Source organism: Rhizobium sp. CFBP 8752, assembly GCF_014842035.1.
Classification (GTDB): domain Bacteria; phylum Pseudomonadota; class Alphaproteobacteria; order Rhizobiales; family Rhizobiaceae; genus Neorhizobium; species Neorhizobium soli.
The window spans coordinates 2558783-2576797 of sequence record NZ_JACYUZ010000001.1; the positions used below are offsets into that span (position 1 = coordinate 2558783).

Consider the following 18015-nt stretch of genomic DNA (forward strand, 5'->3'; position numbering starts at 1 on the left):
ACCATCCGGCAGCCTTTCCTTCCCGCCGGAAATCCTTGAAAATAGCGCCATGTTCATCAAGCAGCTTTCCGAAACGCTCATCAACCAGATCGCTGCCGGCGAGGTCATCGAGCGACCCGCGAGCGCTGTCAAAGAACTGGTCGAAAACGCCATCGATGCGGGTGCGACGCGCATCGAGATCGCCACGGCGGGCGGCGGCAAGTCTCTTCTGCGCGTCACGGACAATGGATCGGGCATGGAGCCCGCCGATCTCAACCTCGCGATCCGCCGCCACTGCACCTCGAAGATTGCGACGACGCTCGACGATATCAGAACGCTCGGCTTTCGCGGCGAGGCACTGCCGTCGATCGGGTCGGTCGCGAAACTCACGATCACCAGCCGGCGCCAAGGGAGCGACAGCGGCTCGCAGGTGTCGGTGACCGGTGGCAAGACGACCGCGGCGCGGCCGGCACCGGCCAATCCCGGCACGGTGGTGGAAGTTCGCGACATCTTCTTTGCAACGCCGGCACGCCTGAAATTCCTGAAGACCGAACGGGCGGAAGCCGGTGCGATCACCGAAATCGTCAAGCGCATGGCGATCGCTTTTCCGCATGTGCGTTTCGTTCTGTCGGGCTCCGACCGCACCACGCTGGACCTGCCGGCGACCGGCGAGGACCATCTGGCGCGCATGGCGCAGGTTCTCGGGGCCGAGTTTCGCGACAATGCGATCGAGATCGACGCGATGCGCGAGGATGTGGGCCTCACAGGCTTTGTCGGGCTGCCGACATTCCACCGGGGCAATTCCGGACATCAATACGCTTTCGTCAACGGACGGCCGGTGCAGGACAAGCTCATCCTGTCGGCCATCCGCGGTGCCTATGCGGAGCGGATGCCGTCCGGTCGCTATCCGGTGGCGGTGCTGTCGATCACGCTCGATCCGGCGCTGGTGGATGTCAACGTGCACCCGGGCAAAGCAGACGTCCGGTTTCGCGATCCGGGGCTGGTGCGCGGGTTGATCGTCGGCGCCATCCGCGAGGCGTTGCACCGCGAGGGCGACCGGGCGAACACGACCGGCGCATCCGGCATGATGCAGGCGTTCAGGCCGGGGTTTTCATCCGGCCCCGCCTATCGGCCCCCGACGCCTGCGCCCTGGAGCCCGGCAGCGTCGCCATCGCGGCCGCTGCAGGCACCGTTCGGCTTCGGGGAACGGGCGCAACAGGATTTCGACGGTTTGACCATGCCGGCGGCCCGCACGGACGATGCCATATCTGAAACGGTGCACGTTTCGGAAGACAGGCAGCGCCACCGGCTGGGTGCTGCGCGTGCGCAGGTGCACGAGAATTATATCGTCGCCCAGACGGAAAACGGCCTTGTCATCGTCGACCAGCATGCAGCCCATGAGAGGCTGGTCTACGAGGCGCTGCGTCAGGCTTTGAACGACAAGCGGCTGGCGTCCCAGGTTCTGCTCATTCCGGAGATCGTCGATCTGCCGGAAGAAGATTGCGACCGGCTGATGACGCATGCGCAAGAACTCGACCGGCTGGGGCTGGCGGTCGAGCGGTTCGGTCCCGGCGCGGTTGCCGTGCGCGAGACGCCCGCCATGCTGGGCGAAGTGGATGCATCCTCGCTGATCCGCGACCTCGCCGACGAAGTGGCCGAATGGGGCACGGCCGGTGCCCTGCGCGGCAAGCTGGAATATGTCGCGGCCACCATGGCCTGCCATGGCTCGGTGCGCTCAGGGCGCCGGCTTCGGCCCGACGAGATGAATGCGCTTTTGCGCCAGATGGAGGCAACGCCCGGTTCCGGCACCTGCAACCACGGCCGCCCGACCTATATTGAACTCAAGCTCTCCGACATCGAACGCCTGTTCGGACGGACTTGAAGGCGCGCCACACGCGGTGTAGGGAATGACGGCCAAAGGCGCGAGCAATCCGATGTTTTTTCGCAGGAGACGCAGACAGATGAACCGGTTCGAAGGCGGCAGCTTCCGCGAAGCGAAAATCCGGTACCTGGATGGCGACTACCAGATCGTCAGCAGCGGTTCTTTCGTGATCTGCGCGATGACGGGTGCACAGATCCCGGTCGACGAGCTTAAATACTGGAGTGTGGCGCGCCAGGAAGCCTATGCCGATTGCGCGTCCTCGCTGGAAGCCGACAAGCGCGCCGGCCTGCTGCCGAACCAGAGCCGGGCTTAATCCACAGTCGCGCGTTTGCGCCGTGATCAGGGTTTTACGCCACTCTTCAAGCGGCGCTCGCGAAACCTTGCGAAAGCCGCGTCGATGATCTGGCCGGGCGCCTTCGGATTGTCGAACCGCATCTCCACATCCACCACCTGCACCCGGTTGAGCAGCGTTTCGGCCGGGCCGTGATGACCGACGAGACGCACGGCGTCCTTGGCCGTCGTCACCAGATGGAGGCCGTGTCTGTCGGCCTCCTCCAGCAGGCTTTCGATCTCATCCGTCGTGAAGAAGTGATGGTCCGGGAACGACCGGCGCTCTGAAATCAGCCCGCCGACGCTGTTGACGGTGCGGTAGAATTTCTCCGGATCGGCAATCCCGGTAAAGGCGAGAAGATTTGTGCCCGCCAGCGACTGGCCGGGGCTTGGATCGAGTGTCGCGACGTGGACCTGCTTGCCGGCGCGCGATGCCTGGCGCACGATCCTGTCGGCCGCGTCGCCGTTGCCGACCTTGAGGATGGCGGAGGCCTGACGCATCTGCTCGGCCAGCGGTGCCCGCACGGGACCGCCCGGCACGAGATGGCCATTGCCGATGCCGCGGACGGAATCGATCACCACCAAAGCGAAATCGATCGAGAGACGGGCGCTCTGGAACCCGTCATCCATGATGATGAGATCGGCGCCGTTTTGCGCCAGCATTCTCGCACCGTCCACGCGGCGGCGGGAAATGACGGTCATCGCTTCGCGCTCGAGAAGCAACGCTTCGTCACCGACGGCTTCGGCCCTGTGTTTGGAGCGATCGACCATTGTCGTGACGTCGAGCGATCCACCATAGCCGCGGGTGAGGAAACCGGGCGTGAGGCCTTTCTCCTTGGCAGCGCGGGCAAGCGTGATCGCCGTCGGTGTCTTGCCGGCACCGCCGACGGTGAAGTTTCCGACGCAAATGACCGGCAGCGGCGACTGCGCCCGCTTAGACTTCGCCATGCGGCGGCCGGAGACGGCACCATAGACGAACGAAACCGGCGACAGCGCCCAGACGCGCCAGTCGGCCTTCGTCCACCAGAATGGCGGTGCTTCGGAAACCACCGCTCAGCCCGCCGCAGCCGGTGCCGAGACCGGCAGGAGGGCGGCAAAGGCGGAGATATCGTCGAGGCAGAGATCGGCGGCAGTCGACAGCGTCTGGCGCGAACCGGTCCCGGTCAAAACCGCGACCTTGATGCCGGCGCCTGCCGCCTCGCCCATGTGCATATCGTGATTGTTGTCGCCGACCATCGCCACCTGCGCGGGGTCGAGACCGACGACCTCGCAGAATTTCAGAAACATGCCGGGTTTGGGCTTCACACCAAAACCGCTGTCATAGCCGCAGATGAAATCGACATGATCGATAAAGCCGAAACGGATCGCCGTCTGGCGGATGGCTTCCTCATTGTCGCTGGAGGCGATGCCGAGCTTCAGGCCGCGTGCCTTCAGCGCGCCGAAGAAGGCGGCGAGATCGGTGACCGGAACGGAATATTCGGCCGAGCGCACGAAGAGTGCATCGAGCTGACGGGTGAGATCTGCCACATCCATGGGGGCGCCTGCGGACACGAAACCTGCGGCGATCTCGGCGGCATTGCCGGCCGCAAGCAGGCTGTCTGCACGGGTGTGGCCGGAGACGGGATCCATGCCGCCGGCTTGCAGGAGGCGCGTTTCGAGATCGGCGTCGCCGCCCGACGCGATGCGCGCCGCTTCCCGGTTCACCGGTCCCCAGCTCGCATCATAGTGCAAAAGCGTGCCGTCCTTGTCGAACAGGATGCCGGCGATATGCGAGAAGTCCCTATCCACCACGTCGCCTGTCTCCCCGGCCATCAGCGTGCAGCACCGGCGGCGGCTGTCTTCGGCTGAAGTCTGGCACTGACGGTCAGCGGATTGACGTAAGGTTCGAGCGCCTTGACGGTCTTGGCCAACGCGCCGCGCATCTCGTCCATCGCATCATGGCCGGCTTCGACCATCTTGCGGCGGGCAAGGTCGTTGATCATCAGGTAATGTACGGCTTTCGCGAGCATCTCGACATCGCGGACCATCCGGGCGCCGCCCTTCTTGACCAGATGCTGGTAGGCATCGCGGAAATTGTCGATGTTCGGGCCGGACAGAACGGCAGATCCGAGCATGGCCGGCTCCAGCGGGTTCTGGCCGCCCTCGTTGGTCAACGACTTGCCGACAAAGGAGATTTCGGTCAGCCGCAGATAAAGGCCCATTTCACCGATGGAATCACCGAGGAAGATATCGGTTTCCGGCGTGATCGTGTCGTTGCGCGAGCGGCGGGCGACGGTGAGACCTTCGGCCTTCAGCATGTCCTCGATCGCATCTGCGCGATCCGGATGACGGGGCACGAGGATGGTCAACAGGTTGCTTTTCGGCTTCAGCGCCCGATGCACGGTGGCGGCGGCCTTTTCCTCGCCATCGAAGGTGGAGATTGCAGCCCAGGTCTTGCGCTCGCCGATTTCGGCCTTGTAGCGGGCCAGGAGCTCCTCGTCGCATGGCGGCGGGTCGGTGTCGGTCTTGAGGTTGCCGGACACGATCACCGGCCAGGCGCCGAGATCACGGAAACGCTCGGCATCGAGATCGGACTGGGCCACCACGAGCGCCAGCTTTTCGAACAGCGCTTCGGCGATGGTATTATGATTGTGCCAGCGCGTGAACGAGCGATCGGAGAGGCGTGCATTGACGCGGATCTGCGGGATGCGACGCCGCGCCAGCTCGGCCACCGTCGTCGGCCAGATTTCGGACTCGGCCGTAATGCACGCATCCGGCTTCCAGTAGGAGACAAAGCGCTTGATGGAGAATTTCAGATCGAACGGCACATATTGATGAATGACTTCATCGCCGAGCCTGGCATCGACCAGTGCTGCGGATGTAACGGTCCCTGTCGTCAGCAGGACATGGATCTCGCGACGGCGAAGTTCGCGGATCAGCGGCATGATCGACATGGTTTCGCCGACGCTTGCGGCATGAACCCAGACCAGCGGTCCGCGCGGGCGCGGGAGGCTGGCATAGCCGAGCCTTTCGAGACGGCGCGAGGAATCTTCCTTGCCCTTCATCGACCGGTACGTGAGGTACGGCCCGGCAAAGGGATAAAGCGCGATGCCGGCCAGGCGGTATCCCGCCAGGGCCATGCGAGCCATACTGCCGCTCATCGCTTTTGCCCCCACTGCATGATGGCCGTCATCAATCCCGGTCGTCCTTCTGATATCGTATCAGTCGCCGAATTTCTGTCATGCACAAATGCGTCAAAAAGGGGTCCCGGACCCTATGTTCCAGACCTTGGCATTTCGAAACCTGGCAGATCAGGCTTGCTTCAGCGTTACTTGGGGCCTGGCTCGAGCAGGCGATGCATGTGAACGATGAAATAGCGCATCTGGGCGTTGTCGACCGTCTGCTGTGCCTTGCTGCGCCAGGCCGTCAGGGCCGTTGCATAATCGGGATAGATGCCGACGATATCCAGCGCCGCAAGATCCTTGAACTGAACCTCTTCGAGGCTCGAAAGTTCGCCACCGAAAACCAGATGCAGAAGCTGTTTCTTGTCAGTCGTCGCGGTCATGTCCATCCTGTCCCGTTTATCCTCTCCGCCCGATCCTCATCTGCGGCATTACGCCACAAAGGTCAAGCGGCCGGAAATCGCTGGATCTGCGGCAATAGCCGTTCCAGTGCATGCTCTGCGCCAGCCACCAGCATCTCGTGGCGGACCTGCCGCCGGTTGTACGTGAGCGGGCTTCCCGCAAGGTCGGTCAACCGGCCGCCTGCGCATTCCAGGATAAGGTCGGCGGCGGCGAGATCCCAGTCATGCGAGTTGCGCTTGACGACGGTGCCATCGAGGCGTCCGTCCGCGACCATCGCCAGCCGGTAGGCGAGCGACGGGATATGCCGATGGCGTTCGACATGGCTGCGGAACGGCAGATCAAATTTCTTCACAAGGTTTTCATCGGCAGCGATCACAAGCTTATCATGATCATCCTTGGTAACAGAGATCGGCGCACCGTTGCGGATCGCCTGACCGCCCTTGACGGCAAAGAACTCCTCGCCGAGCGCCGGCGCTACCAGAACGCCCGCCACGGGTCGGCCGTGATGGACGACGGCGACCGAGACGCACCAGGTCTTTTCGCCATTGATGAAGGCGCGGGTGCCGTCGATCGGATCCACCACGAACAGCGTGTCGAGTGAAAGCCTGGCGTCGTCGTCATCCGTTTCTTCGGACAGCCAGCCGTAATTGGGACGGGCGGTCAGAAGCAGGCTCTGGAGAATGTCGTTTGCCGCAAAGTCTGCGGCACTGACGGGCGACGAGCCCTCGTTTTTCCACCAGACTTCCGGCGACTGGCCGAAATAGCCATGCGCGATCTCGCCGGCCTGACGGGCGGCATCGCGGATCAGGTCCAGATCTTCAAGCCATTGCCCTTCCGCGCCAGCCATCGGTCAGCGTCCCGCCAGCGTCATGCCTTCGATGGCGATCGTCGGAGAGGCAGTGCCGAACTTGCGGTCGATGTCGTTGGCCGGCGTCATCCGCATGAACATGTCCTTCAGGTTGGAGGCGATCGTCACTTCGGACACCGGATAGGCAAGCTCGCCGTTCTCGATCCAGAAGCCGGTCGCGCCGCGCGAATACTCGCCGGTGATCATGTTCACGCCCTGGCCGATCAGTTCGGTGATGTAGAAACCGGTGCCGATCTGGCGGATCAGGTCTTTGGGCGAAATATCGCCCGGTTCCAGCGCGAGGTTCGTGGAGGCCGGGGTGACCGACGTGCCGCCGCGCACGCCGCGGCCATTGGTCGGGAACCCGATCTCGCGGCCGGTCGAGGTAGAGAGGAACCAATGGTTCAGCACGCCGTCCTCGATCATCACGAGACGCTCGCCCTTCACACCCTCGCCATCGAAGGGGCGCGAGGAAGAACCGCGCACGATCAAAGGATCGTCGGTGATGTTGAGACCTGACTTCAGCACCTGCTGGCCCATCTTGTCGCGCAGGAACGATGTCTTGCGGGCAACCGATCCGCCATTGATGGCGCCGGCGATATGGCTGACAAAGCCGCGCGCAATGCGGGGTTCGAAGACAACGGTAACATTGCTGCCGGTATCGACCTGGCGCGGATTGATGCGCTTGACCACCCGCTCGCCGGCACGCCGGCCGATCAGCTTCGGATCGTCGAGATCGGCTGCAAACAGACGGCTGTCGAAATCGTAGTCGCGCTCCATCTTCGTGCCCTCGCCGGCGATGACGCTGACGGAGCGGCCGAAGCGGCTGGCCATATAGGCGCCGGAAAATCCGTGCGAAGTAACGAGAACCATTCCGCCCATGCCGGCAGAGGCGCCGGATCCCGACGAATTGGTGACGCCTGCGACATCGAGGGCCGCCTGTTCCATCTCGAGCGCCACGTCGCGCATCGTATCGGCGGAGACTTCGGTCGGATCGAACAGGTCGAGATCGGGGTAATCTCTCGCAAGGTCCTTTTCATCCGCGAGGCAGGCGAAGGGATCCTCGGGCGAGACCTTTGCCATGGCGACTGCGCGTTCGGCCAGCACCTTCAGATCGAAACCCGGATTGGCGGAAACGCTTGCAACCTTGTTGCCGACGAAGACACGCAGCGAGAAATCGTCGCTTTCCGAGGATTCGGTTCCTTCCACCTTTCCGAGCCGGACGCTGACCGAACTGGAGCGGGAGCGGACGACCACCGCATCCGCCTTGTCGGCGCCCGCCGCCTTGGCCAGATCGATCAGTTCGCCGGCACGCGCCAGAAGGGAGGCGGAATCGATTTGCGAGGTCATGTTTGCAAGCCTTTCGTTTGCACCCCATTTATTGTGCACCGACCAAAGCATCAAGGGCAGCGCTCCGATTCCCCGGTTGACCTTCCGCATTCCCGACCCGAAAGTGCCCCATGACTGCAAACGGCTCCCACTTTACCGAAATGTTGATGCTGCTTGCCGGTGCGGTGATCGCCGCCCCGCTGTTTCGCAGGCTCGGTCTTGGCACCGTGCTTGGATATCTCGCGGCCGGCATCCTGATCGGTCCGGTGCTGCAACAGGTGACCGATACGCAGGAAGTGCTGCATGTCGCCGAATTCGGCGTCGTGTTCCTGCTCTTCGTCATCGGGCTGGAGCTGAAACCCTCGCGTCTGTGGCAGATGCGGGCCGATGTGTTCGGGCTTGGGCCGGCGCAGGTGGCGATATCGGGTGGCATCCTGAGCGGTTTCGCCTACCTGTCGGCGATGGCGGACTGGCGCGGCAGCCTGATGATCGGCTTCGGGCTTGCCCTGTCGTCCACCGCCTTTGCGCTGCAGATCCTCAATGACACAGGTGAGATGAACAGCCGCTACGGCCAGCGCTCCTTCTCCGTTCTCTTGTTCCAGGATCTCGCGATCGTGCCGCTTCTGGCGTTGATCACAATCCTGGCACCCGGCACCAGCGAGGCAGCCGCCACCCCGATGCTGGACTTTGCAATCGCTGTCGCTGCCGTGGGCGCCATGGTGATTGCCGGCAAATACCTGCTGACACCGATGTTCCAGATCATTGCCAGCAGCGGTGCCCGCGAGGTGATGATTGCCGCCGCCCTTCTCGTCGTGCTCGGTTCGGCGGCTGCGATGCAGGCCGTCGGTCTGTCGATGGCAATGGGTGCTTTTCTCTCCGGCGTGATGCTGGCGGAATCCTCCTATCGGCACGAGCTGGAAGCGGATATCGAACCCTTCCGCGGCCTGCTTCTGGCGCTGTTCTTCGTCGCTGTCGGTCTTTCGCTCGAAGTCCAGGTGATCTTCGAAAACCTTGCCTTCCTGATCCCGGCCGTTGCCGTGTTCATGGGTGTGAAGGCGGCCGTGGTCTACGCTCTCTCGCGTCTGTGGGGTTCGCCGCCCAATGACGCCCTGAAGATCGCGTTCCTGTTGCCGCAGGGTGGCGAATTCGGCTTCGTGCTGTTTACCACCGCAACCGCCGCGGGCCTCCTCTCTTCCGCCACCGCTTCGCTTCTGATTGCCGGCGTGACGCTGTCGATGGCGCTGACGCCGCTTGGCTCTGCGCTTGCTAGGCGCCTGCAGAAGAGCGAGACGCGCGAACATCTGGAGGAGGATTTCGAAGGCGCCGGAGCCGATGTGCTGATGATCGGCTTTTCCCGTTTCGGCCAGATCGCGGCGCAGATCCTGCTTGCCGGCGGCAGTTCCGTGACTGTCATTGACGACAGTCCCGAGCGTATCCGGCAGGCGGCCAATTTCGGCTTCCGGATCTATTTTGGCGACGGTGCCCGCAAGGACGTTCTGATCGCGTCCGGTATCGAGAAGACGAAGATCGTTGTGGTCGCGACGCAGAAACGGGAAACGACGGACCGGATCGTCGACCTGATTGCGTCGGAATTTCCCGATGTGCGCCTGTTCGTGCGGTCCTACGACCGGGTTCATTCGCTGGCGCTGCGCGAAAAGAACGTCGAATACGAGTTGCGCGAAACGCTGGAGTCCGGGCTGCTGTTCGGGCGACGGACGCTGGAAGCGCTCGGCATGAGCGAGGCTGCCGCCTCCGAGATCGGCGACGATATCCGCCGTCGCGACGAGGAACGGCTGCAGGTTCAGGCCGTGCAGGGTTTGGGCGCCGGCCGCGAGATGCTCTTCAACAGTCCCGTTCGCCCCGAGCCGCTGATCAAGCCGAAACGCACCGGCAAAAGCCCGGAGGAAAAGGCTTCCGGTGTTTCGATCGGCAAGTGGTGATCAGGCAGCCCTTTCCAGAGCCTCGATCGCACGCTTCAGCTCTTCTCTTGTGCCTTCTGAGGCTTCGAGGATGTCGCGCGCCTTAAAGAAATCCATTACGCCGAAGCGATTGACGCTGGGACGCAGGAAGATGTGCGGCGGATTGAGTTTCAGCTTGAGGGCGATGCTGGCCTGCATGGTGAGCTGGCTTGCGCCGAACAGGCTGTCGAAGCGGTTGGGCGGATGCAGGCCATCGCCTTCCGGCGCGCCGACCACATCGATGCCGATCACCACGTCGGCGAGATCCATCAACTGCTCGTAAGGGACGGGATTGAAGACGCCGCCGTCGATCATGATGCGGTTGTTGACCCTGACCGGCATGAACAGGCCGGGAATGGCGGCAGAGGCGGCAATCGCCTTGCGCAGATTGCCCGTCTCGAGGATCACCTCCGCCTGGCCATAATAATCGGTGGCGGAGATCTTCAAGGGTATGGCGAGATCGGCGAAATCCTGGGGGATCTGGTTCGGCAGGAAGGCCTCGAGGATCGGCTCCAGATTGAAGTGACCGAAGCGAAATCCGCCGAGTGCATCCCGCATCGTCGACGGGCCGAGACCCCAGAGCCGGTTCACCAGCGAGCCGCGGTTGCCGACGGTCTCGACGGTATAGTCGCGGATCTCGCGGCCCGACATGCCCGATGCCATGGCGGCACCCATGATCGCGCCGATCGAAGAGCCGGAAATTGCTACCGGCCGGATGCCGAGTTCGTCCAGCGCTTCAATGACATGGATATGGGAAATGCCGCGGGCGCCGCCGCCGCCGAAGGCGACCGCATAGCGCAGATCGCCCTTCTTGCCGCCAGGGCGATCCGCAGTCTCATGATCAGCAAGGGTCAGCCTCGTGTTCATGGATCGCCTCCCGCCTTTGCTCAGGCCGGCTCGTAGCGGAAGAAATCCATCCGCGTATCGCCGAATGTTCGGCTTTCGAGCAGTTTGAAGGCCGGATCGACGGCAACCGTGACATCGGCGCGTTCTTCCAGGATCGCGAGTGCGCCGGGCACCAGCCAGCCGCCGACATGGGCTGCAAACAGAGCCCCATCACCCAGCTTCTGACCATAAGGCGGATCGGCGAAGAGGAAGTTGTAGGGTTCCAGCGTACCGACCGGGCCGAGCTTGGTGGCATCGCGGCGCAGGATGCGGGCGCGGCCATGCAGGCCGAAAGCGTCGATGTTCTCCCACAGGAGACCGCGACCTTCGACACCGTTTTCGACGAACAGCGCATGACGACAGCCGCGCGAGACGGCTTCCAGTCCGACGGCACCGGTGCCGGCGAAGAGATCGATCACCCGCGTGCCATCCAGCGCCTGCGGATAGACATGGCCGATGATGTTGAACAGGCTTTCGCGCGTCCGGTCGATGGTCGGCCGGATCGCGCTGGTCTTCGGCGTGGCCAAAGTGCGGCCGCGGAATTCACCCCCTACGATGCGCACGGATCAGCCTCTCGGGGTCCGCGGTTTTCCACCCGGGCCGCCTGAGCGAGCGCCAGCCGGACGTCCGCCGGGCTTGCCACCCGAGGGACGGCCACCGGAAGGCTTTCCGCCCGAAGGTTTGCCGCCGAAGCTTGGCTTGCCACCGCTCGGCTTGCCGCCGAAGGATTTGCCGGCAGGCCGTGCACCCCTGGGCTTATCGCCGAACGCGGGCTTGTCACCGAACGGACGATCCGAGCGCGGACGATCGGGACGACCTTCTCCAGCACTGAACGAGCGTGCGGGACGATCACCATCCTCGCGCGGGCGACGGTCGCCCGTTGGCCGGTCACGTGTTGGGCGGTCACCCGTCGGGCGGTCGCCGGTGGAGCGATCACCGCGCGCCGGCCTGTCGCCATAAGGGCGATCCGAGCGCGGACGATCGGCGCGGCCTTCGCCGGCGTTGAAGGCACGGGCGGGACGGTCACCATCCTGACGTGGGCGACGGTCGCCGGTCGGGCGGTCACCTGTCGGGCGGTCACCACGGGAAGGACGATCCCCAAACGAACGCTCGCCGCGGGGCTTGTCGCCATAGGGACGATCGCCGCTTTCGCGTGGCTTGCGGTCACCGAAGGAGCGCTCGCCTCTCGGGCTGTCACCGCGGGGGCTATCGCTGCGGGGTCTGTCGCTTCTCGGCTTGTCGCCTCTTGGTTTGTCGCCACGGGGTTTGTCACCGCGCGGCTTGTCACCGAAGGAACGCTTGGCGCCGAATTCGCCCTTTTCCGGCTCCGGCGGAGAATCCGCACGGATCCAGTCGGCGTCGTCATCGGCGCGCTTCACGATCACGCGGCGATCATTTTCCGGCACCTGTTTCCTGAACAGCTGCTCTGCCTGCGCACGAGCGGAAACCGCCCGGACGCTGCCGTCGGCGTTTGGACGCGCACCCGGCGCCATCCAGACATTGGCGGTGCGGCTGGTGCCCATCGGCGGACGCTTCTTCGGCTTTTCGTCGCCGAGATCACGGTCATTGGACTTGAAGCCCGGCTTTGCACCGAACTTGCCCTCGGGCTTGCCGCCGAATTTGCCGGCCGGCTTTTCGGAGAACTTGCGTTCGGTCGCCTTGGTATCGAGACGGCCGAGCGAGCGCTCGCGTCTGTCCTCGTCGCGTGGCCGTGCCGGACGATCCGCCGGGCTCGACCATTCGGAGCGGGAGGAGCGCGCCGGCTTCTCGTCTTCAGAGGCAGCAGGCGTTTCGTTGTAGATCGGCGCGTCGAAATTCGCCTTCGCTTCTTCGATCAGGCGCGGACCGAGCTGGTCGCGGAGCGTGCGGCCGCGCACTTCCATGACCTCGCCTTCCGGCAGGTCGCCGAGCTGGAACGGGCCGTAGGAGATACGGATCAGGCGGTTGACCTCAAGGCCGAGGGCGCCGAGGACGTTCTTGATCTCGCGGTTCTTGCCTTCGCGAAGACCCATGGTGATCCAGACGTTGCGGCCCTGCGAACGGTCGAGCGTGGCTTCGATCGAGCCGTAGAGAACGCCATCGACGGCAATGCCGTCCTTCAGCTTGTCGAGCGCTTCCTGATCCACCTCGCCATGGGCGCGGACGCGGTAGCGACGCAGCCAGCCGGTGGTCGGAAGTTCCAGCACGCGCGACAGACCGCCGTCGTTGGTCAGAAGCAGCAGGCCTTCGGTATTGATGTCGAGACGGCCGATGGAGAGCACCCGCGGCAGTTCGCCGGGCAGGTTTTCAAACACGGTCTGACGTCCTTCCGGATCGGAATTGGTCGTCACGAGGCCGCCGGGCTTGTGGTAGAGCCACAGCCGCGTGCGTTCGACGCCGCGGATCGGCACGCCATCCACCTCGATCGCATCGTCGAAGGTGACGTTGACGACAGGCGTATCGAGAACCTTGCCGTTGAGCGACACACGGCCATCCATGATCATCCGCTCGATATCGCGGCGGGACGCCACGCCGACGCGGGCAAGGATCTTGGAAATACGCTCGGGCTTACCATCCGACGCTGCCGTTTCGGCAGAGGCTGCCTGACGGCGCATCAGCTTTGCCGGCTTGTCGGCGGCAGCGTTTTCAGAGCGCGGCTTTTCAGCACGCGGCGCATCGGAACGCGGCCGGTCGGAGCGGGGCGCGTCGGAACCGGGCTTTGCGGGCGCCCGTTTCTTGAAGCCCGTCCCCGTCTTTGTCTTGCCGGCTGCAGCATCTGCAGATTTCGGCTTGATCTCGCGGATGAAGGTTTTGGCTTCGCCGCGCTTCGGCTTGTCTTTTGAAGTCATTTGTTGTTTGCCTGAAGCATGATGTCTACGGAAACGAACCGGACATTCGTGTTCGTGGATGGTGATGAAACACGCGCACAGCGCGCTTCGTGTTGAATGCTTCCTACCAGTTCATGCGAGCCGGGTTAAGAGGAAATCGCGGAAATGCCCAAGAGCGACGGTTTCATGGATGCCGCACTCACAGAAGCCAGGCTTGCAGCGGCACAGGGCGAAGTTCCCGTGGGTGCCGTGCTGGTCATGGACGGCCAGATTATCGCCAGATCCGGCAACCTGACCCGCACCAAGAACGACGTGACGGCGCATGCCGAGATTGCGGTTATCCGGGCTGCGGCCGGGGTTCTCGGCCAGGAACGGCTTAGTGGTGCCGATCTTTACGTGACGCTGGAACCATGTACCATGTGTGCGGCGGCGATTTCGTTCGCGCGAATTCGCCGGCTGTATTACGGCGCGGGAGATCCGAAGGGTGGCGCTGTCGAAAATGGCGTGCGCTTCTTTTCGCAGCCGAGCTGCCATCATGCGCCGGATGTCTATTCCGGGCTCGGAGAGCGGGAAGCCGCCGACATTCTGACAGGCTTCTTTCGCTCACGCCGGGATTAAGCAAGACAAAAGGTCTTACTGGAAGGGCTTCCACCAGCTGCTGTTCGACGCCTGGGTTGCGCTCTGCGCTTCCTTCTTGCGACGGCGCTCCTTCTCGTTCTCGGGTTCTCCGAGATCCTGAAGCGTTGCGGCATCGGCGGCACGGAATTCAGCCGGCGGCTCGGACAGCGAACGGCGGCGCGAGCCCATGTTGACCGTTTCGACATCCTGCTTGGCCTTGCGGAAGGCTTCCCATTTTTCCGTTTCGGTCATCTGACCACCCTGGCCACGACCGGCCATCAGCGGCGAACGGTAATTGTTGTTGCCTTCGTTTTCCTTGGCTTCCAGACGCAGGCGCGCACGGGTCTCTTCCGGAGATTCAACCCAGTTCGGGTTGCTTTCGCGGTTGGCGAGCGACTGCTGGGGCGCCGGAAGGCTGGCCTGACCCTTGCCGGCAACGACCAGCGTCGGGCGGGGATTGTAGCGCAGCTTTTCTTTTTCTTCATCGCGGGCGCTGCCGAGAGCCACGGCTGCTCCAAGATCGTCGCCGAGCTGGGCCATTGCCGTCTTGTCGGTGCCATAGGTCGGGCCGCCCATGCAGCCGGAAAGAGACACGGTTGCAGCCAGCATGCCAACCGCACCGATCGCGGCACGAAACGCATAAGTCGTTTTCATCAAACCCCTACCATCGGCGCCCGTCCTGACGCCTTCAAAACCGGAAGTCATCTCGTGCCGGAACATTCCGGCCAATTTCAGGCAGGAATACCGGATGACGCGGCCAAGCGCAATCATCCGGTAATCTGCAAGCCATCAGAGCCGGCCAAGCTTGGCCAGTTCTGTCAATGCAGCCGCATCGCGGGCCGAAACATCCGGCCAGGCGGGATCTGACCCGACATCCGTCGTCACCCGCCACGAGCGGGCGCATTTGACGCCGTCAGCAGGCTTCGGCTCAACCGACACGCCGGACACTTCCGCCAGACGGAACGCCGTCTGCTGGCCTTCGTCTGCCACGATCGTGATCGCGGACGTGATGCAGGTCTCTTCGAAATCGAGCCCTTCCAGCGCCTTCAAGAGCTCTGCATCGGCGACGTGGACGACGGGAGCAGCTTCCAGCGACGACCCGATGCGCTTGTCCTTGCGCTCGATTTCCAGCGCGCCTGTGACGACCGAGCGAACCTTGCGGATCTTTGCCCATTTCTCGGCAACCGCATCGTTCTTCCATTCGGCCGGCACATCCGGGAACTGTTCCAGATGCACGGAGACGGCATCGGGCTTCAGGGACAGCCATGCCTCTTCCGTGGTGAAGGGCAGCATCGGTGCGAGCCAGGTGACCGTGCATTCGAAGATCTTGCGGATGACCGCAAGCGAGGCGCGACGGCGCAGCGACGACGGGGCGTCGCAATAAAGCGCATCCTTGCGGATGTCGAAGTAGAAGGCCGACAGTTCGATATTGCTAAAATCGATCAGCGCGCGGGCGATCTTCTTGAATTCGAACGCATCGTAGCCTTCACGCACCAGCTTATCCAGTTCGGACAGGCGGTGCAGCATCAGCTTTTCGAGCTCCGGCAGCTCGGCATAAGCGATCTCTTCGCCATCGTCGTGGGCCAGCGTGCCGAGCATCCAGCGGATGGTGTTGCGCAGCTTGCGATAGGCATCGACATTGGTCTGGATGATCGTCTTGCCGAGGCGCTGGTCTTCCCAGTAATCGGTGGTCATGACCCAGAGGCGCAGGATATCGGCGCCAGCATCCTTCATGACGTCCTGAGGCGCCACGACATTGCCGAGCGACTTCGACATCTTCTGGCCCTTCTCATCCATGGTGAAACCATGGGTGACGACCGTGTCATAGGGCGCCCGGCCGCGGGTGGCAGCCGATTCCAGAAGCGACGAATGGAACCAGCCGCGATGCTGGTCCGACCCTTCGAGATAGACGTCGGCCGGCCATTTCAGGTCCGGACGATCTTCGAGCGTGAATGTGTGCGTCGAGCCTGAATCAAACCAGACGTCGAGGATGTCCATGACCTGCGTCCACTTGGCGCCGTCATGGGCATTGCCGAGGAAGCGTTCCTTGGCACCTTCGGCAAACCAGGCATCGGCCCCTTCGGCATCGAAGGCTTCCAGGATGCGGGCATTGACCTCTTCATCCTGCAGGACATTGCCTTCCTCATCCGCAAACACGCAGATCGGGACGCCCCAGGCGCGCTGACGCGACAGAACCCAGTCCGGGCGCTGCTCGATCATGGCGCGCAGGCGGTTCTGGCCGGCGGCGGGCACGAAGCGGGTATCGTCGATGGCGGTCAGCGCACGGGTGCGCAGCGTCGTTCCGTCTGCGAGGTCCTTGTCCATATAGACGAACCACTGCGGCGTGTTGCGGAAGATGATCGGCTTCTTCGAGCGCCAGGAATGTGGATAGGAATGCTTGAGGCGGCCGCGGGCAAACAGCGCTTCGCGTTCGATCAGCGCCTTGATGACGCGATCGTTGGCATCGCCCTTCTTGCCGTTGTCATCCATGACGCGAGCGCCCTCGAAACCGGGGGCGTCGGTGGTGTAGGTGCCCGAGTCATCGACCGGGAACGGGATGCGCGGATCGATACCGCGGGCTTCAAGTTCCTTGACGCTGGACATCCAGGCCTCAAAGTCCTCGCGGCCGTGGGATGGGGCGGTGTGGACAAAACCGGTACCGGCATCGTCGGTGACATGGTCGCCGGCGAGGAGTGGGACGGTGAAGTCGTAGCCGAGATCCTTGAGGGGATGCGCGCAGGTGACGCCAGCCAATTCGTCGGCGGAGACGCCCCGCAGACGGTTGAAGGCGAGCTTTGCCTTAGCTGCGGCTTCGTCCGCCAGGCTGTCTGCAAAGATCAGTTTCTCGCCCGGCTGCGGGCCAAAATCATTGGCAGCTTCGGTGACTTCGTAGAGGCCATAGGAGACCTTCGGCGAATAGGCGATGGCGCGGTTGCCCGGGATGGTCCACGGCGTCGTCGTCCAGATGACCACACGGGCGTCAGCCAGTTCTGCCGAGCCACTGTTCACCGGGAACTTCACCCAGATCGTGTCGCTCTCGTAGTCGTGGTATTCGACCTCGGCTTCCGCCAGCGCCGTGCGCTCCACCACCGACCACATGATAGGCTTCGAGCCACGATACAGCTGGCCGCTCATGGCGATCTTCAGAAGCTCGCCGGCGATGCGGCTTTCCGAGTGGAAATCCATGGTCAGGTAGGGTTTGTCGAAATCGCCGACAATGCCGAGGCGCTTGAATTCTTCGGCCTGGATGGCGATCCACTTCTGCGCATAGGCGCGGCATTCCTTGCGGAACTCGATCATCGCGTCCGGCTGCTTCAGGTCCGGCTTGGCCTTGCCCTTGGCGCGGTAATTCTCTTCCTCGATCTTCCACTCGATCGGCAGGCCGTGGCAATCCCAGCCGGGAACGTAATTCGCGTCATAGCCGCGCATCTGGAACGAGCGGGTGATGACGTCCTTGAGGATCTTGTTCAGCGCATGGCCGATATGGATGTTGCCGTTGGCGTAAGGAGGCCCATCGTGCAGCACGAACTTTTCGCGGCCGGCGGCAGAGGCGCGCAGCTTCTTGTAGAGATCCATCTCGCGCCAGCGCGCAACGGTTTCCGGCTCTTTCTGCGGCAGGCCTGCACGCATCGGAAACTCGGTCTCGGGCAGGTAGAGGGTCTTCGAGTAATCGAGCTTTTCAGTCACTGTATCGGTCATATTGGCTATCGTCTCTGGCGCCGGGACAAGGGCGCATGCGGATGAAATCGGTGGCAGAAGCGCTCCTGGAAGCGCCGAAAACCCGGACCCTCCGGCCGACTGTTCAAGCCGCGCGGAA

Annotated in this window: 15 protein-coding genes; 4 read left to right on the forward strand and 11 right to left on the reverse strand. The window is 63.2% G+C overall.

Annotation, left to right across the window (positions count from 1 at the left end; translation table 11 throughout):
* The first annotated feature begins 49 nt into the window (after positions 1–49).
* Both mutL and IFT59_RS12395 read left to right on the forward strand, forming a co-directional pair.
* On the forward strand, positions 50–1861 hold the full coding sequence (gene mutL / locus IFT59_RS12390) for a DNA mismatch repair endonuclease MutL (RefSeq protein WP_192086968.1): 1812 nt from the start codon (positions 50–52) through the stop codon (positions 1859–1861).
* A 79-nt stretch (positions 1862–1940) separates the two neighbouring features.
* Positions 1941–2174, forward strand: coding sequence for a DUF2093 domain-containing protein (locus IFT59_RS12395; protein WP_184654004.1), 234 nt, complete (start codon positions 1941–1943; stop codon positions 2172–2174).
* 26 nt (positions 2175–2200) lie between these two features.
* On the opposite strand, the gene lpxK is transcribed toward IFT59_RS12395, so the two are convergent.
* The 6 genes from lpxK to IFT59_RS12425 form a co-directional block, all read right to left on the reverse strand.
* Positions 2201–3241 carry a tetraacyldisaccharide 4'-kinase gene (lpxK, locus tag IFT59_RS12400; RefSeq protein WP_192086969.1) on the reverse strand — a complete coding sequence of 347 codons (1041 nt, stop codon included), beginning with the start codon at positions 3239–3241 and terminating at the stop codon, positions 2201–2203.
* A gap of 3 nt (positions 3242–3244) precedes the next feature.
* The gene (locus IFT59_RS12405) at positions 3245–4003 is read right to left on the reverse strand and encodes an HAD family hydrolase (protein ID WP_192086970.1); all 759 of its coding nucleotides are present in this window, start codon (positions 4001–4003) and stop codon (positions 3245–3247) included.
* Positions 4003–5331, reverse strand: coding sequence for a lipid IV(A) 3-deoxy-D-manno-octulosonic acid transferase (waaA, locus tag IFT59_RS12410; RefSeq protein ID WP_174195708.1), 1329 nt, complete (start codon positions 5329–5331; stop codon positions 4003–4005). Before waaA ends, IFT59_RS12405 begins: the two co-directional genes overlap by 1 nt.
* 167 nt (positions 5332–5498) lie before the next feature.
* Positions 5499–5735 (reverse strand): DUF4170 domain-containing protein, encoded by a 237-nt coding sequence (locus IFT59_RS12415; RefSeq protein WP_062454846.1) that lies wholly within the window; start codon positions 5733–5735, stop codon positions 5499–5501.
* Between the two features lie 62 nt (positions 5736–5797).
* Complete coding sequence (locus tag IFT59_RS12420; RefSeq protein ID WP_062579328.1) at positions 5798–6601, reverse strand: 3'(2'),5'-bisphosphate nucleotidase CysQ; 804 nt, start codon at positions 6599–6601, stop codon at positions 5798–5800.
* A gap of 3 nt (positions 6602–6604) precedes the next feature.
* The gene (locus IFT59_RS12425) at positions 6605–7951 is read right to left on the reverse strand and encodes a TldD/PmbA family protein (RefSeq protein WP_192086971.1); all 1347 of its coding nucleotides are present in this window, start codon (positions 7949–7951) and stop codon (positions 6605–6607) included.
* A 110-nt stretch (positions 7952–8061) separates the two neighbouring features.
* On the opposite strand from IFT59_RS12425, the gene IFT59_RS12430 reads away from it, so the two are divergent.
* Positions 8062–9870 carry a monovalent cation:proton antiporter-2 (CPA2) family protein gene (locus tag IFT59_RS12430; RefSeq protein WP_062579326.1) on the forward strand — a complete coding sequence of 603 codons (1809 nt, stop codon included), beginning with the start codon at positions 8062–8064 and terminating at the stop codon, positions 9868–9870.
* Here the strand turns inward: IFT59_RS12430 and IFT59_RS12435 are convergent, their stop codons facing one another.
* Genes IFT59_RS12435 through IFT59_RS12445 form a run of 3 tightly spaced genes read right to left on the reverse strand, consistent with a single transcriptional unit; the run spans position 9871 to position 13601 of the window.
* Complete coding sequence (locus IFT59_RS12435) at positions 9871–10755, reverse strand: patatin-like phospholipase family protein (RefSeq protein ID WP_192086972.1); 885 nt, start codon at positions 10753–10755, stop codon at positions 9871–9873. It lies immediately after the preceding gene.
* 20 nt (positions 10756–10775) lie between these two features.
* Positions 10776–11336, reverse strand: coding sequence for a 16S rRNA (guanine(966)-N(2))-methyltransferase RsmD (gene rsmD / locus IFT59_RS12440; RefSeq protein WP_192086973.1), 561 nt, complete (start codon positions 11334–11336; stop codon positions 10776–10778).
* Positions 11337–11339: 3 nt separating this feature from the next.
* Complete coding sequence (locus IFT59_RS12445) at positions 11340–13601, reverse strand: pseudouridine synthase (protein ID WP_192086974.1); 2262 nt, start codon at positions 13599–13601, stop codon at positions 11340–11342.
* A 144-nt stretch (positions 13602–13745) separates the two neighbouring features.
* On the opposite strand from IFT59_RS12445, the gene IFT59_RS12450 reads away from it, so the two are divergent.
* Positions 13746–14198, forward strand: coding sequence for a nucleoside deaminase (locus IFT59_RS12450; protein WP_192086975.1), 453 nt, complete (start codon positions 13746–13748; stop codon positions 14196–14198).
* A 15-nt stretch (positions 14199–14213) separates the two neighbouring features.
* Here IFT59_RS12450 and IFT59_RS12455 read toward each other — a convergent pair whose 3' ends face one another.
* Together IFT59_RS12455 and ileS are read right to left on the reverse strand one after the other, a co-directional pair.
* Positions 14214–14852, reverse strand: coding sequence for a hypothetical protein (locus IFT59_RS12455; RefSeq protein WP_062454852.1), 639 nt, complete (start codon positions 14850–14852; stop codon positions 14214–14216).
* 135 nt (positions 14853–14987) lie between these two features.
* Positions 14988–17897 carry an isoleucine--tRNA ligase gene (gene ileS / locus IFT59_RS12460; protein ID WP_192086976.1) on the reverse strand — a complete coding sequence of 970 codons (2910 nt, stop codon included), beginning with the start codon at positions 17895–17897 and terminating at the stop codon, positions 14988–14990.
* Positions 17898–18015 lie beyond the last annotated feature (118 nt).

Coding starts and splice junctions, on each gene's coding strand:
- ileS (WP_192086976.1), bottom strand. CDS start 17,897: ATGACCGATACAGTGACTGAAAAGCTCGATTACTCGAAGACCCTCTAC.
- IFT59_RS12435 (WP_192086972.1), bottom strand. CDS start 10,755: ATGAACACGAGGCTGACCCTTGCTGATCATGAGACTGCGGATCGCCCT.
- IFT59_RS12405 (WP_192086970.1), bottom strand. CDS start 4,003: ATGGCCGGGGAGACAGGCGACGTGGTGGATAGGGACTTCTCGCATATC.
- waaA (WP_174195708.1), bottom strand. CDS start 5,331: ATGAGCGGCAGTATGGCTCGCATGGCCCTGGCGGGATACCGCCTGGCC.
- IFT59_RS12395 (WP_184654004.1), top strand. CDS start 1,941: ATGAACCGGTTCGAAGGCGGCAGCTTCCGCGAAGCGAAAATCCGGTAC.
- IFT59_RS12415 (WP_062454846.1), bottom strand. CDS start 5,735: ATGACCGCGACGACTGACAAGAAACAGCTTCTGCATCTGGTTTTCGGT.
- IFT59_RS12425 (WP_192086971.1), bottom strand. CDS start 7,951: ATGACCTCGCAAATCGATTCCGCCTCCCTTCTGGCGCGTGCCGGCGAA.
- IFT59_RS12455 (WP_062454852.1), bottom strand. CDS start 14,852: ATGAAAACGACTTATGCGTTTCGTGCCGCGATCGGTGCGGTTGGCATG.
- mutL (WP_192086968.1), top strand. CDS start 50: ATGTTCATCAAGCAGCTTTCCGAAACGCTCATCAACCAGATCGCTGCC.
- IFT59_RS12445 (WP_192086974.1), bottom strand. CDS start 13,601: ATGACTTCAAAAGACAAGCCGAAGCGCGGCGAAGCCAAAACCTTCATC.
- IFT59_RS12420 (WP_062579328.1), bottom strand. CDS start 6,601: ATGGCTGGCGCGGAAGGGCAATGGCTTGAAGATCTGGACCTGATCCGC.
- IFT59_RS12430 (WP_062579326.1), top strand. CDS start 8,062: ATGACTGCAAACGGCTCCCACTTTACCGAAATGTTGATGCTGCTTGCC.
- IFT59_RS12450 (WP_192086975.1), top strand. CDS start 13,746: ATGCCCAAGAGCGACGGTTTCATGGATGCCGCACTCACAGAAGCCAGG.